Below are 14,426 nucleotides of genomic sequence, written 5' to 3' on the forward strand. Positions count from 1 at the left end.
ACGGCCCGTCAAGGGCTGCGCACACAACAACGCCAGGCGCGACCGCTCGCGCCTGGCGTTGTTGTGTGCAGGGTGTGTCTAGCGCGTGTGCGCTTCCTGGCGACGGATGTTGCCGATCTGGCGCAGGCTCAACCCGTACTTGTCGGCCAGCACGCTGCGTGACTGGCCATTGGAGCTTTCCTGCTGGATCTGCTGGTTGCGCAGCTGGCGATTGAAGTGGTCGGCCTTGGGAATTTCCAGCGCCATGCCGGCGTAGCGCTTGATCAATGCATCCAACGCTTCGGTTGGCAGGATCTCGGCCAGCGTGGTGCGCTCGCGGTGCTTGGGAATGTACTTGGGGCGGCCGCCGTAGATGGTGGTCAGGCGGTAGGCATGCTCCAGCCCGATGCATTCGATGAGCATCTGCAGTGACTGGGGCAGTTGTTCGATGTCGATCTTGTTCAGGTCACACAGTTCCATGATGACTTCCTTGTTGGCGGTATGAGCGAAGGGGCCACTTCATCGGGTGCCGTCCGTGCCTGAGCATCCTTGCCAGGTGCGGCGCGCCCCACGTCGACAGCGTTGAACTGCCAAGTGGCCTGAAGGAATTCTCGGTCAACCGCCAAGGGGAGATCTAGGCAGCAAGCGGGTCAGGGGAGGTAGTCTTTCCGTACACATTGCGTGAGGAAGTCGGTGGTCTGTTGTAGGAACCAGCGGCGCCAGGGAGGGCGTGGCCGCGTGTCTACGGCGAGCCTGCTCCAGCGCTGTGGTTCAGGTTGCTCAACCCTGAACGCAAGGCACGGGCACACCTGGCGGATGATTTCAGGTTGTCGCGTCGGGAAAAACCGGGAAACATCCTCCTGCGTGACGTGGCGTTGTATCATGGCCGCCGGCCGCAGTAGGGCCCTCAAACCCGTTGTCGTAAGGATTTTTCAATGACTCAAGCTCAACGCCTGAAATACTCGATCCTGGTTGCCCTGGTGGTGCTGGCAATCATGCTGGGCGGCTCGTACCTGCAGAACGCCGGCGTGATCAGCGAAAAGGTGTTCCAGTACATCGCCATCGGCGTAGCCGTATTGGCCGTGATCGTGAACGGCATCATGCGGCGCAAGGTCAAGTTCTGACCGCTTGCGAGGCTGCGGCCGGCGTCACCCGGCCGTTGGCCTAGCGTGAAACCGGCTGTTCCAGCACCGCGCGAGCCTCGGGGTTGAGGCTGTAGCACTTGTCGCTGCCCAGGCTGATCACACCCTCGACGCAGAGGCGCTTGAGCACTTCGCGAACGCTCAGGAACGACAGCGGAATATCCAGCTGCTCGAGCTGGCTGTGCACCCCGCGCACCCCGATACTGCGCCCCTCTCTGGCGGCCGCGTGCAGCGCATCGATGACCTTCAGCCGGATCAGGCTGGTGCGCAGGCCGAATGCCTTGAGCAGTTCGCGGATATGTTCGTTGCCGGCGCGGTCCGGTTCAGCCGCTTCGGGCTTTTCCGGCAGCGGCGCGTGGGCTTTGCGTCTGAAACGCAGCGGTGTGATTGGCTGTTGCTGGTTGTACATGTGAAAACTCCCTTTCCCGAGCCTGTCCAGTTTGCGTGTGGTGCTCTCACTCTATAAGACGAACGAGCGCGGCAAATCTGCATCGGCAAGGCAAAAAATATTGCCTTTATGTAGAGAGAGACGAACGAGCGGCGCAAAAGCGGTAAATTTTCATGATGAAATTCGTCTAGTCAGGATGTTCGTTCACCCTGATGCTGCCGGAGTCCGCGTGTCTGCCAATCGCTCGATCCCCTCGTTCTGCCTGACGGCCCTGCTGGTTGCTCTGAGTTGTTCAGCCCACGCCCGCGAGGCGCCGCCGGGCGAGGCCCGGGCCGAGATCCGCCGCACCAGCTTCGGTGTGCCGCACATCGTGGCCCGCGATGAGCGTGGCCTGGGCTATGGCATCGGGTATGCCTACGCGCAGGACAACCTGTGCCTGCTGGCCAACGAAGTGGTGACCGTCAACGGTGAGCGCTCGCGGTTCTTCGGGCCGCAGGCGCTGACCCTGGAGCAGCGTGAAAACCTGGCCAGCGACGTGTTTTTCACCTGGCTGAACACGCCAGCGGCGGTGTCTGCGTACTGGCAGGCGCAACCGGCGCCGATCCGTTCATTGCTCGAAGGCTACGCGCTGGGCTACAACCGCGCGCTGGCCGAGCGCACTGCCCAGGGCCTGCCTGCCCAGTGCCAGCAGGCCGAGTGGCTGCGCCCCATCACCGCCCTGGACCTGGTCAAGCTGACCCGGCGCCTGCTGGTCGAGGGTGGGGCCGGGCAGTTCGTCGAAGCCGTGGCCGGTGCCGTGCCCCCCGGTGCAGCGGCGGGGTTGCCGGCTGCGGCCTTCAGTGTGGCCCAGGCGCGTCAGGCCAACTTTGCGCTTGAGCGCGGCAGCAACGCGGTGGCGATAGGGCACGAGCGTTCGGCCAATGGCCGTGGCCTGTTGCTGGCCAACCCGCATTTCCCGTGGGTGGGTGGCATGCGCTTCTACCAGATGCAGTTGAGCATCCCCGGCAAGCTGAACGTGATGGGCGCCGCGTTGCCCGGCCTGCCGCTGATCAATATCGGTTTCAACCGGCATCTGGCCTGGACTCACACCGTCGACACCTCCCGGCACTTCACCTTGCACCGCTTGCAACTGGACCCGAAAGACTCGACCCGCTACCTGCTCGATGGCGTGTCCACCCCCATGACCCGCCAGCCGGTGAGCGTGTCGGTCAAGGCTGAGGACGGCCAGCAGCAGGTGGTCACCCGCGAGCTGTACGGCACGATCTACGGCCCGCTGGTGCAGTGGCCCGGGCGGCTGGACTGGACCGGGCAGGTGGCCTTCAGCCTGCGTGATGCCAACCTGGGCAACACCCGCGTGCTGCAGCAGTGGTACAGCATGAACCAGGCCGACAGCCTGCAGGCCCTGCAGCATTCGGTGCAGCGCCTGCAGGGCATACCCTGGGTCAACACCCTGGCGGTGGATGCCAGGGGGCAGGCGTTGTACCTGAACCAGTCGGTGGTGCCCTATGTGGAGGCGCCGCTGCTGGCGCAGTGCAGCGACCCGTCGGCGGGCCTGGAACTGATCGTGCTCGACGGTTCGCGCAGCGCCTGCAACTGGAAGGTCGATGCGCGAGCGGCGCAGCCCGGTATCTTCCCCGCGCAACTGCAGCCCAGCCTGCTGCGTGGCGACTTCGTACAGCACTCCAACGATTCGGCCTGGATGGTCAACCCGGCGCAGCCGCTGCGCGGCTACTCGCCGATCATCAGCCGCGAAGACGTGCCCCTGGGCCCGCGCAGCCGCTTTGCCCTGCAGCGGTTGAACCGCCCCGGCAAGATCAGCGCGCAGGACCTGCACCACATGGTCATGGACGACAAGGTGTACCTGGCCGAGCTGGCGCTGCCCGACCTGCTGCAGTGGTGCAAGGGCGCCACGGCCGATCCGCAGCTCAAGGCCGTTTGCGACAGCCTGGCGGCGTGGGATGGCAAGGCCGGCCTGGCCAGTGGCATCGGCCTGGTGCACTTTCAGAACATCCTGCAGGCGTTGCAGGAGCACGGTGAATTCTGGCGCGTGGCATTCGATCCGGCCGACCCCCAGCACACCCCACGCGGCCTTGCGCTGGAGCGTGCCGAGGTGGCCAGGGCCGTGCGTGCGGCGGCATTGGCGTCGCAGGCGCAGGTGGCCGAGGCCGGGCTGAGTGCGAATGTGCAGTGGGGGCAGATCCAGCAGGCGGGCGACGGCACGCCGATGCATGGCGGGCCGTCGAGCCTTGGGGTGTACAACGCCATGCAGAGCGTGCCGGGCGAGGGGGGCAAGCGCACCGTGATCAGCGGCACCAGTTACCTGCAGGTGGTCAGTTTCGATGACAAGGGGCCGCACGCGCAGGGGCTGCTGGCGTTTTCCCAGTCCAGCGAGGCGGGGTCGGTGCATGCCAGTGACCAGACCCGTGCTTTCTCGGCCGGGCACTGGCACACCATTCCATTCACCGAGGCGCAGATCAAGGCGGACCCGCAGTATCAGGTGCAGGTGATACGTGAGACGGATACTGCAGCTGTAGCCAGCAGCCCACGTTGAGCGTCGGCTTGACCCGCGATAGCGTGGCTACGTATTCAGATCCCGCAACAACAGCCCGAAGCCCAGCTCCACCTGTTCGGGAATCGGCAGGTACACCGTGTGCCCATCCCCCGGCGCCACCTCCAGCGGGTTGCCCGCGCGATCCCGCAGCTGGTGCAGGTCGAAATGGTAGTTGCCCCGCGGCGTCATCAGCTCCAGGTGATCGCCCAGCCCGAAACGGTTCTTGACCTTGACCTCGGCCAGCCCGTCGACCCGCTCCCCGGTCAGCTCGCCCACGAATTGCTGGCGCTCGGACACCGAGTTGCCCCGCTCGTAGTTCTGGTACTCGTCGTGCACGTGGCGGCGCAAGAAGCCTTCGGTGTAGCCGCGTTGCGCCAATGACTCCAGGTCGAGCATCAGCGAACGGTCGAATTCACGCCCCGCCAGCGCATCGTCGATGGCCTGCCGGTACGCCTGGGTGGTGCGGGCACAGTAGAAGTGCGACTTGGTACGCCCCTCGATCTTCAGCGAGTGCACCCCCATGCGGGTCAGGCGCCCGACGTGCTGCACGGCACGCAGGTCCTTGGCGTTCATGATGTAGGTGCCGTGCTCGTCCTCGAATGCCGGCATGTCTTCGCCGGGCCGGTTGGCTTCCTGCAGCACGAACACCTGGTTGGTGGGGGCGCCGACGCCCAGGGTCGGCTGGACTTCGCGCACGATCTCACCCACCTCGTTTTCCTGGGCCGGGGTGGCGCTGTACTGCCAGCGACAGGCGTTGGTGCAGCTGCCCTGGTTGGCATCGCGCCGGTTCAGGTAGCCCGACAGCAGGCAGCGCCCCGAATACGCCATGCACAGGGCGCCGTGCACGAACACTTCCAGCTCCATCGCCGGCACCTGCTGGCGGATCTCTTCGATTTCTTCCAGCGACAGCTCCCGGGACAGGATCACCCGGCTCAGGCCCTGGGATTGCCAGAACGCGACACTGGCCCAGTTCACCGTATTGGCCTGTACTGACAGGTGGATCGGCATGGCCGGGAAGTGCTGGCGCACCAGCATGATCAGCCCAGGGTCGGACATGATCAGCGCGTCCGGGCCCATGGCGATCACAGGTTCCAGGTCCTTGAGGAAGGTCTTGAGCTTGGCATTGTGCGGGGCGATGTTGACCACCACGTAGAACCGCTTGCCCTGGGCCTGGGCTTCCTGGATGCCCAGCGCCAGGTTGGCATGGTCGAATTCGTTGTTGCGCACACGCAGGCTGTAGCGCGGCTGGCCGGCGTAGACCGCATCGGCGCCATAGGCGAAGGCATAGCGCATGTTCTTCAGGGTGCCGGCAGGGGCGAGCAGTTCGGGTCGGGCGAGGTGGGTCATGGCAAGGTCGCGACAAAAGCGCGGATGCTACGCGCCTGCACCACCGATTTTATTGATCCACGGCAACGGCACTTTCTGCAGTGCGCCGCGCACTAATCATCAGAGCGCAAAGGAGCGGACATGAACGAATCGGTATTGCAGCAAAAAGCCTTGATGTGGTTGCTGGTCCTGGTGACCCTGGCCTTCATCTGGATTCTATTGCCCTACTACGGCGCGGTGTTCTGGGCGGTGATCCTGGGCATCGTGTTTGCGCCGTTGCAGCGCCGGTTGCTGTTGCGCCTGGGCTGGCGGCGCAACCTGGCGGCGGGTATCACGCTGCTGGTGTGCCTGCTGATCGCGATTCTGCCGGTGATCGTCATCAGCACGCTGCTGGTTCAGGAAGGCGCCACGCTGTACAAGAACATCGAGAGCGGCCAACTGGATATCGCCGGCTACATCGAGCGCTTCAAGGACATGCTGCCCGCTGTGGCCCAGCATGGCCTGGAACGCCTGGGCATGGGGGATCTGGAGGGCTTGCGCGACAAGATCGCCAAGGGCGCGATGCAGGGCAGCCAGTTCTTCGCCACCCAGGCGTTCAGCTTCGGGCAGGGCACGTTCGAGTTCCTGGTGAGCTTCGGCATCATGCTGTACCTGCTGTACTTCTTCCTGCGCGATGGCGCCGAGCTGGTGCGCAAGATCCGCACGGCGGTGCCCCTGGCCGAACACCAGAAGCGTCGCCTGCAACTGAAGTTCAATCGCGTGGTGCGTGCCACGGTCAAGGGCAACCTGCTGGTGGCGGTGACCCAGGGCGCGCTCGGCGGGTTCATCTTCTGGGTGCTGGATATCCCCAGTGCGCTGGTGTGGGCGGTGCTGATGGCGTTTCTGTCGCTGCTGCCGGCGGTGGGTGCCGGCATCGTGTGGGGCCCGGTGGCCGCGTACTTCCTGCTCAGTGGTTCGATCTGGCAGGGTGTGGTGCTTGCCGCCTTCGGGGTGTTCGTGATCGGTCTGGTGGACAACGTGCTGCGCCCGATCCTGGTGGGCAAGGATACCCGCATGCCCGACTACCTGATCCTGATCTCGACCCTGGGCGGGCTGGCGGTGTTCGGCCTCAACGGCTTCGTCATCGGGCCGTTGATCGCGGCGCTGTTCATGTCCAGCTGGGGGATTTTCGTGGCGACCAAGCCTCAGGTGCAACTGCCCTGAGGCGCCGCTGGCGAGCGTCACTTCCAGCTATAGGACATGCCCACGTAGGCTGCGAAGCCTTCGCCGGGGGTGGAGCGTGCGGCATCGAGACCCTTGTCGTCGTAGCCGGGCGTCACGGTTGCGGCATAGCGCTTGTTGGTGAGGTTGCGCAGGTCGAGCCAGGTGGCCCAGTCCTGTCGGGGGGAGGCGTAGCCGAAGGTTGCGCCCAGCAGGGCATACGCATCGGCCTGGTAGGAGTTGGCGTAGTCGACCTGCACCTTTGAGGCCATCTGCGTGTTGAGCCCGGCATAGAAGCCGCTGGGATGGTCCAGGCGCACCTGCGCCTGGTAGTAGTGCATCGGCATGCCGGGCAGGCGGTTGTCGCCGAACGCCGCGTCATCGCGGTAGTGGAAGTCGCTGAAGGTGTAGGCCTGGCGCAGCGACACCCGGCCAACTCCGCTGTGTTCCCACAGCAGGCTGTCGAGGCTGGCTTCCACCCCCTGGTGCACGGTAGGGCTGGCATTCACCTCGCCGACGATGGCGTTGGTGGTGCTGCTGGCGGCCACGGTTTCCACTGTCAGCAGTTCGTGGCGCACGGCCGAGTAGTACCAGGCCAGGTCCCAGCGCCCCAGCCGCGAGTCGCCGCGTGCGCCGAGCTCCAGGGTGGTGGCGGTCTGGTTGCGCAGCTCGATGGGTTGGGTCTGCAGGCCTTTGATCGCTGGCGAGCTCCAGATCAGCGCCCAGGGGTGTGCAGGCTCCACCGAGCGGCTCAGGTTGCCGTACAGCTGCAGCGCGGGGCTGAAGTCGTAGCGCAGCCCCAGGCGCGGGGCGTAGTCCCAGTCATGCTGGCTGACCTTGCCGCCGCTGGCCGGATAGGTGACGGCGCTTTCGCGGCGGGTATAGATCATCGCCAGGCCGCTGGTCAGCCACAGGTCTGGCACCAGTTCCAGTTCGTTGCTGAAGTGGAGGACGCTGTCCGAGCCCTGGTAGGTGAAGTCGCGGGTCTTGGTGCCTATGGGCTGAGTGGGGGCGGTCTCGACCCGCACGAACTCCGAGGCCCCGGTGTTGGGCAGGTGCTTGGTGGTGCGCCAGCCCAGGGTTGTCTTGCTCTCGTGGCCGAACAGGGTGTCGCGGCGCAGGTAGTTGAGCGTGCCGCTGACGTCGGTGTACGCCACCTTGAGGCGCTTGGTGCCTTCACGCAGGTCCATCGGGTAGTCGTGGTAGACCAGGCCGGCTTCCAGCTGCGAGTCGTCATCGAGGTAGAAGGTGGTCTTGTTGCCCAGCCAGGTGCTGCCCGGTTGCGGGCGGCTGGCGTCGCGGCTCAGGTACAGCGGGTTGGCAGCGCGCGGGTGGTGCTTGATCTGGTCCTTGGTCAGGCGCCCGGCCAGTTCGTTTTCGGTTTCGCGGTAACGCAGGTAGAAGCGGGTTTCCAGGTTGGGGTTGAAGCGGTAGCCGACGTTGGCGGCGATGCCCTTGCTGCTGCCGCTGCTGTGGTCCTGGTAGCCGTCGTATTCCGAGTCGGTGAGGGCGACGTAGTAGTCCAGGTCACCCAGTACCTGGCCGGAGCTGACCTGGCGTTTGCCGTAGCCACGGCTGCCGGCCTCGACCCGTACCTGCAGGGGCGCGGCGTCGTAGCCGGTGTGGGTCACATAGTTGATGGCGCCGCCCAGGGCCAGGGCGCCGCGGTCGAAACCATTGGCGCCGCGCAGTACCTCGGCGCGGCTTAGCCACAGGGGCTCGAACAATTCATAGGGCGTGCCGCCGGGGCCGGTCAGGGGCAGGCCGTCGAACAGGGTGTATACGCCGGAGCCGTGGGCGCCGGGGGCACGGTTGAGGCCCGAGCCGCGAATCGACAGTTTGATGCCGTCGTTGCCGGCGGATTGGGCGAACACGCCGGGCTGGTAGGCGAGAACGTCCTGGTTGCTGGCAACGCGGCCTTGTTCGACCTGTTGCATGTCGATCAGGTTGGTGGCCCCGGGGATTTGCTGCAGGCGCTCACGGGCGTCCTGAAGCTCGTTGTGTTCCTGGTCCTGGATCAGTACCTGGCCGAGTTCGATGCCTGGGTTGGCTTGGGCGGTGGCGGTGCAGGCGATCAATACGGCGAGGGACGAGCGGGACAGGGTGGGGTGCATCGAAGGGGTTCCGGAACGGTTGGGCGGGTATCTGACGTTGCAAGTATCAGACGAAGCACAGTGGGTGATCTGTAGTGCAGTCATGCTTTTGATCTGCTCTGGATATGTTCACGGTCGTCGATTTTACCGATTGGTGTGTTTATCCGGCATGGATAGCGCTGCGAATGACGCCTTCCGCTCTTACAGCGGGTCACTTTTGCAAGGACGCAAAAGTAACCAAAAGGTCCCCGGCCAAACATACGGCCCTACGCTTCGCTCCGGGTTCCCTCCCTCCGGCGCCGTCCAGGGGGCACGCGACCCGAGTTGCTGCGCAACTCTAACAGTCGCTCGCTTCGGCTAACGCCGAAGGGGCTGCGCCCCGCCCCCTGCACGACACCTCCACTCGGCCTCCTGACAGGCCGGACAATCAAGATCAAGATCAAGAACAAAAGCAACGGCGGTGCTGGGGATGGGTTGTTCAATCGCCAAAAACAAAACACCCCGCCGAAGCGGGGTGTCCTGTCAATGCATCAGCACTCAACCAAGCAACTGCAAACCTGCATGCTGCACCAGGTCCAGCAACGGCTGCGGATATACACCCAGCACGAACGCCAGAATCGCAATCGCCAGCAACATCACGCCACCGGTACGCTGCTCCCAGTTCAACGGCGCATCGTGACGACGCAGGTTCGGCTCGATCAGGTACAGGGTGACCATCACGCGCAGGTAGTAGAACACCCCGATCGCACTACCGATCACCAACGCACCCACCAGCCACCACAGCTGCGACTCGACGCCGGTAGCAATGATGTAGAACTTGCCGATGAAGCCCGCGGTCAGCGGAATACCCGCCAGCGACAGCATCATCACGGTCAGTACCGCCGTCAGGTACGGACGACGCCAGAACAGGCCGCGGTACTCGTACAGGGCATCGGCATCACGGCCCTTGTAAGGCGAGGACATCAGGGTGATGACGCCAAACGCGCCCAGGCTGGTGATCACGTAGGTCACCAGGTACACGCCAATGGCTTCCACCGCCATGCCCTTGCTCGCCACCAGCGCAATCAGCAGGTAACCGAAGTGGGCGATCGAGGAGTAACCCAGCAGACGCTTGAGGTTGCTCTGGGTCAGCGCCAGCAGGTTGCCGACCAGAATCGAGGCCACTGCAATCACCGACAGCACGGTGGTCAGCACGCCGCTGCTGGCAGCAGGGGAGAGCATGAACAGGCGTACCACAACGGCGAATACAGCCACCTTGCTCGCGGTGGCCAGGAACGCGGCAACCGGCGCCGGAGCACCTTCGTATACGTCCGGGGTCCACAGGTGGAACGGTACCAGCGACAGCTTGAACGCCAGGCCGACCAGCATCATGCCCAGGCCCAGCTGGGCAATCAGGCTTGGCAGGCTGGTGGTGGCCAGGGCCTTGCCGATGCCGTCGAAGCTCAGGCTGCCGGCGTCGGCATACAGCAGCGCCATGCCGAACAGCAGGAACGCGGAACCGGCTGCCGACAGCACCATGTACTTGATGCCGGCTTCCAGCGAACGCTTGTTGAAGAACGCATACGCCACCAGGCCATACACCGGTACCGAGAGCAGCTCCAGGCCGATGAACAGGCCGGCCAGGTGTTGCGCGCAGACCAGCACCAGGCCGCCCAGGGCCGCCATCAGGATCAGCAGGTAGAGCTCTTCGCGGTTGCCCGGGTAGCCCTTGCCGCCGTCACCCAGGTAGGCATGCGCCAGGGTCACGCAGGCCAGGGTGGCGACCAGGATCAACGCCATGTACAGGCACGCGAAGCTGTCGACGGTCAGCAATGGGGTGACCGCCAGCGGGGCCACCTTGAGGGTCGGGATGATCGACAGCAGGGCCAGGTTCAGCCCCACGGTCGACAGCAGGAAGGTTTGCGAGTGATTGCGGCGCCAGGCGATGGCCAGCATCACCACGACGATGGTGATACTGGTGATCAGCAGTGGCGCAAGCGCAATAAAGTGTTGAATCGTCAGGTCCATAGCGCTCTTACCGGGCCGAAGCGAGTTGAGTGAAAGCGGAGCCGAGCCACTGCTGCACACCACTCATGGTGGCGGCGGAGGTATCCAGGAACGGCTGCGGGTAAACGCCCAGCACAATCAGCAGTACCGCCAGGCCCAGCACCATGATCAGTTCGCGGTTGTCCATGCCGGCCAGTACTTCGTCGGACTTGGCCGGGCCGAAGTAGGCGCGGTGGATCATGATCAGCGAGTACACCGAGCCGAACACCAGGCCGGAGGTGGCAATCGCGGTGACCCATGGGGCACTGACGAAGCTGCCGATCAGGATCAGGAACTCGCCGACGAAGTTGCCGGTACCCGGCAAGCCCAGCGAAGCCGCGGCGAAGAACAGGCTGATGGCCGGCAGGTAGGCGATGCGCGACCACAGGCCACCCATCTGACGCATGTCACGGGTGTGCAGACGCTCGTACAGCTGGCCGCTGAGGATGAACAGCGCCGCCGCCGACAGGCCGTGGGCCAGCATCTGGATCACCGCGCCCTGCAGGGCCTGCTGGCTGCCGGAGTAGATGCCGATCAGCACGAAGCCCATGTGCGAGACGCTGGAGAACGCGATCAGGCGCTTGATGTCGGTTTGCGCGAAGGCCAGGAATGCACCGTAGAAGATCCCGATCAGACCCAGGGTCATGGCGATCGGCGCGAACTCGGCCGAGGCATTCGGGAACAGCGGCAGGGCAAAACGCAGCAGGCCGTAGGCTGCGGTCTTCAGCAGGATACCGGCCAGGTCGACGGAACCGGCAGTCGGCGCCTGGGCGTGGGCATCAGGCAGCCAGGAGTGGAACGGTACCACCGGCAGCTTGACCGCGAAGGCGATGAAGAAGCCCAGCATCAGCAGGTATTCGGTACCCGCCGGCAGGTCGGCCTTGAGCAACTGGGTGTAGTCGAAGGTGATCACACCGGTGTTGCCGTAGTTGACCAGTACCAGGCCCAGGATCGCCACCAGCATGATCAGGCCGCTGGCCTGGGTGAAGATGAAGAACTTGGTGGCTGCGTAGATCCGGGTCTTCTTGCCGTCCGAGGAGCTGTGACCCCAGAGCGCGATGAGGAAATACATCGGCACCAGCATCATTTCCCAGAAGAAGAAGAACAGGAACAGGTCCAGGGCCAGGAACACACCGACCACGCCGCCCAGGATCCACATCAGGTTGAGGTGGAAGAAGCCGACGTGGCGCTGGATCTCTTTCCAGGAACACAGTACCGAGAGCACACCGAGCAGGCCGGTGAGCAGGATCATCAGCAGCGACAGGCCGTCCAGGGCCAGGTGCAGGCTAATGCCGAAGCGCTCGATCCACAGCACTTTGAACTCGTAGGCCCACTGTGGCGCGGCACCCGGCGCAGGCGCCAGGGTGTAGTCGCCGTTGGCCCACAGCCAGAGGCCGATACCAAGCAGCAGGGACATGGTCAGCAGCGCGATGTAGCGCGGCAGGGTGGCGCCGAAGCGCTCACCCAGCCAGCACAGCAGGCCGCCGATAAAGGGGATCAGGATCAGCCAAGGCAAAATCATGACGGGCTCAATTCCTTTCGCAAAGTCGCAAGGTTCATATCAGACCGCAGCCACAACAACGGCACCGAGCACAAGCACGGCACCAATGGCGATCGAGGCGGTGTACCAGCGCAGCTGACCGGTTTCGGTTTTGCTCATGGCGGCATGACCGCCCTTGGCCAAACGCGGAATCAGGCCGATGCTGCGGTCAACCGGATCCTTGCGCAGGATGTGGCTGATCAGCAGGTAAGGTTTGACGAACAGCTTGTCGTAGATCCAGTCGAAGCCCCAGGCGGCGAACCACCAGGCCGACAGCACACGACCGATACCGCTGTTGGCGATCGCGGTAACCAGGCGACGCTTGCCCAGGAACAGCATGGCGGCCAGCAGGATGCCGGCGATGGCGATGGCACCCGAGGCGATTTCCAGGCTGTGCTTGGCTTCGCCACCGGCATGCCCGACGCTCTGCGGCAGCACGCCGGCCAGCGGTGGGTGGATCCAGGCGCCGACGAAGGTCGACAGCACGATCAGCACGCCCAGCGGCAGCCAGTGCGAGATGCCGTGGCCAGCGTGGGCTTCGGTCTTGGCTTCGCCGTGGAAGGCGATGAAGATCAGGCGGAAGGTGTACAGCGAGGTCATGAACGCACCCACCAGGCCGGCGTACAGCAAACCGCTGTTGCCGCTGGCGAAGGCTTCCCAGAGGATCTCGTCCTTGGAGTAGAAGCCGGCGGTCAGCAGCGGCAGGGCAGCCAGGGCGGCACCACCGACGATGAAGCTGGCGTAGGCCAGTGGCAGTTTCTTCCACAGGCCGCCCATCTTGAAGATGTTCTGCTCGTGGTGGCAGGCAACGATCACCGCACCGGAGGCAAGGAACAGCAGGGCCTTGAAGAAGGCGTGGGTCATCAGGTGGAAGATCGCGCCGTCGAAGGCGCCCACGCCCAGGGCCAGGAACATGTAGCCGATCTGGCTCATGGTCGAGTAGGCGAGGATACGCTTGATGTCGGTCTGTACCAGCGCGGCAAAGCCGGCCAGCACCAGGGTCACGCCGCCGACCACACCTACCAGGTGCAGCACGTCGGGTGCCAGGGCGAACAGGCCGTGGGTACGTGCGATCAGGTAGACACCGGCGGTCACCATGGTGGCGGCGTGGATCAGTGCCGATACCGGGGTAGGGCCGGCCATCGCGTCTGCAAGCCAGGTCTGCAGCGGCAGTTGGGCCGATTTGCCCACAGCGCCGCCCAGCAGCATCAGGGTTGCCAGCACGATCCAGAAATCACCGGCCTGGAACTTCTGCGGCGCCAGCACCAGCAGTTGCTGGATGTTCAGGGTGCCCAGTTGCTGGAACAGGATGAACAGGCCGATGGCCATGAACACGTCGCCGATACGGGTGACGATGAAGGCCTTGAGCGCTGCGTTGCCGTTGTTGCGGTTGCTGTAGTAGAAACCGATCAACAGGTACGAGCACAGGCCCACGCCTTCCCAACCGAAGTAGATGAACAGCAGGTCGTCGCCCAGGATCAGGAACAGCATGCTGGCAATGAACAGGTTGGTGTAGGCGAAGAAGCGCGAGTAGCCGGCTTCACCACGCATGTACCACGAGGCGAACAGGTGGATCAGGAAGCCCACGCCGACCACCACGCCGAGCATGGTCACCGACAGGCCGTCCAGGTACAGGGTGAAGTTGGGCTTGAAGTCGCCCACCTGCATCCACTGCCACAGCAGCTGGCTGTACGCGCCGCCTTCAGGCGGGGCGACGTTGAACTGCCAGATCACGTAGGCGGCCACGATGGCCGAGAGGCCGATCGAACCGACACCGATCAGCGCCGACAGGTTCTCCGAGAACCGCCCACGCGAGAAAGACAGCAGCACAAAGCCGATCAGGGGGAAGACGAAGGTCAGAAAGAGTAGGTTCATCCGCGCATCTCACTGGCAGCATCGATATCGAGAGTGTGGAAGCGGCGATACAGCTGCAGCAGGATCGCCAGGCCGATACTGGCCTCGGCGGCGGCCAGGCTGATCACCAGGATGAACATGATCTGCCCGTCCGGTTGCGCCCAGCGGCTGCCCGCCACGATGAATGCCAGTGCCGAGGCGTTCATCATGATTTCCAGGCTCATCAGTACGAACAGAATGTTGCGGCGCACCATCAGCCCGACCAGGCCGAGGCAGAACAGGATGCCGGCGACGGCCAGGCCGTGTTCGAGAGGAATTGCTGACATGA

At 64.3% G+C, this 14,426-nt stretch carries 11 protein-coding genes; 3 read left to right on the forward strand and 8 right to left on the reverse strand.

Translation table 11 applies throughout. The annotated features are described in order from the left end of the window. Positions 1 to 78 precede the first annotated feature (78 nt). Positions 79 to 459, reverse strand: a complete 381-nt coding sequence (locus QMX96_RS13480) for a Mor transcription activator family protein (protein ID WP_043860880.1) — start codon at positions 457 to 459, stop codon at positions 79 to 81. A 455-nt stretch (positions 460 to 914) separates the two neighbouring features. Between QMX96_RS13480 and QMX96_RS13485 the strand changes: the two genes are divergently transcribed. After that, positions 915 to 1,103 (forward strand): hypothetical protein, encoded by a 189-nt coding sequence (locus tag QMX96_RS13485; RefSeq protein WP_043860879.1) that lies wholly within the window; start codon positions 915 to 917, stop codon positions 1,101 to 1,103. 40 nt (positions 1,104 to 1,143) lie between these two features. Here QMX96_RS13485 and QMX96_RS13490 read toward each other — a convergent pair whose 3' ends face one another. Further along, positions 1,144 to 1,530 carry a fe2+ zn2+ uptake regulation protein gene (locus QMX96_RS13490; protein WP_088515161.1) on the reverse strand — a complete coding sequence of 129 codons (387 nt, stop codon included), beginning with the start codon at positions 1,528 to 1,530 and terminating at the stop codon, positions 1,144 to 1,146. A 208-nt stretch (positions 1,531 to 1,738) separates the two neighbouring features. On the opposite strand from QMX96_RS13490, the gene QMX96_RS13495 reads away from it, so the two are divergent. After that, positions 1,739 to 4,060 carry an acylase gene (locus QMX96_RS13495; RefSeq protein WP_349016793.1) on the forward strand — a complete coding sequence of 774 codons (2,322 nt, stop codon included), beginning with the start codon at positions 1,739 to 1,741 and terminating at the stop codon, positions 4,058 to 4,060. Positions 4,061 to 4,087: 27 nt separating this feature from the next. On the opposite strand, the gene yegQ is transcribed toward QMX96_RS13495, so the two are convergent. After that, positions 4,088 to 5,407: a tRNA 5-hydroxyuridine modification protein YegQ gene (yegQ, locus tag QMX96_RS13500; RefSeq protein WP_282361900.1), complete on the reverse strand. Its 1,320-nt coding sequence runs from the start codon at positions 5,405 to 5,407 to the stop codon at positions 4,088 to 4,090. Between the two features lie 120 nt (positions 5,408 to 5,527). Here yegQ and QMX96_RS13505 point away from each other — a divergent pair, with 120 nt between their 5' ends. Continuing rightward, complete coding sequence (locus QMX96_RS13505) at positions 5,528 to 6,589, forward strand: AI-2E family transporter (protein WP_043860876.1); 1,062 nt, start codon at positions 5,528 to 5,530, stop codon at positions 6,587 to 6,589. Between the two features lie 17 nt (positions 6,590 to 6,606). Here the strand turns inward: QMX96_RS13505 and QMX96_RS13510 are convergent, their stop codons facing one another. From QMX96_RS13510 to nuoK, 5 genes are all read right to left on the reverse strand, one after another. Continuing rightward, on the reverse strand, positions 6,607 to 8,700 hold the full coding sequence (locus QMX96_RS13510) for a TonB-dependent receptor (protein ID WP_282361901.1): 2,094 nt from the start codon (positions 8,698 to 8,700) through the stop codon (positions 6,607 to 6,609). 516 nt (positions 8,701 to 9,216) lie between these two features. Further along, positions 9,217 to 10,686 (reverse strand): NADH-quinone oxidoreductase subunit NuoN, encoded by a 1,470-nt coding sequence (nuoN, locus tag QMX96_RS13515; protein WP_043860874.1) that lies wholly within the window; start codon positions 10,684 to 10,686, stop codon positions 9,217 to 9,219. A gap of 7 nt (positions 10,687 to 10,693) precedes the next feature. After that, positions 10,694 to 12,226 carry an NADH-quinone oxidoreductase subunit M gene (gene nuoM, locus QMX96_RS13520; RefSeq protein WP_043860873.1) on the reverse strand — a complete coding sequence of 511 codons (1,533 nt, stop codon included), beginning with the start codon at positions 12,224 to 12,226 and terminating at the stop codon, positions 10,694 to 10,696. A 39-nt stretch (positions 12,227 to 12,265) separates the two neighbouring features. After that, entirely contained in the window at positions 12,266 to 14,119 is a 1,854-nt protein-coding gene (nuoL, locus tag QMX96_RS13525; RefSeq protein ID WP_043860872.1) for an NADH-quinone oxidoreductase subunit L, read from the reverse strand. After that, positions 14,116 to 14,424 carry an NADH-quinone oxidoreductase subunit NuoK gene (gene nuoK, locus QMX96_RS13530; protein ID WP_010220409.1) on the reverse strand — a complete coding sequence of 103 codons (309 nt, stop codon included), beginning with the start codon at positions 14,422 to 14,424 and terminating at the stop codon, positions 14,116 to 14,118. Before nuoK ends, nuoL begins: the two co-directional genes overlap by 4 nt. Positions 14,425 to 14,426 lie beyond the last annotated feature (2 nt).

The sequence above is a fragment of the Pseudomonas sp. PS01300 genome, from assembly GCF_029960155.1.
In the GTDB taxonomy this organism is placed as follows: domain Bacteria; phylum Pseudomonadota; class Gammaproteobacteria; order Pseudomonadales; family Pseudomonadaceae; genus Aquipseudomonas; species Aquipseudomonas palmensis.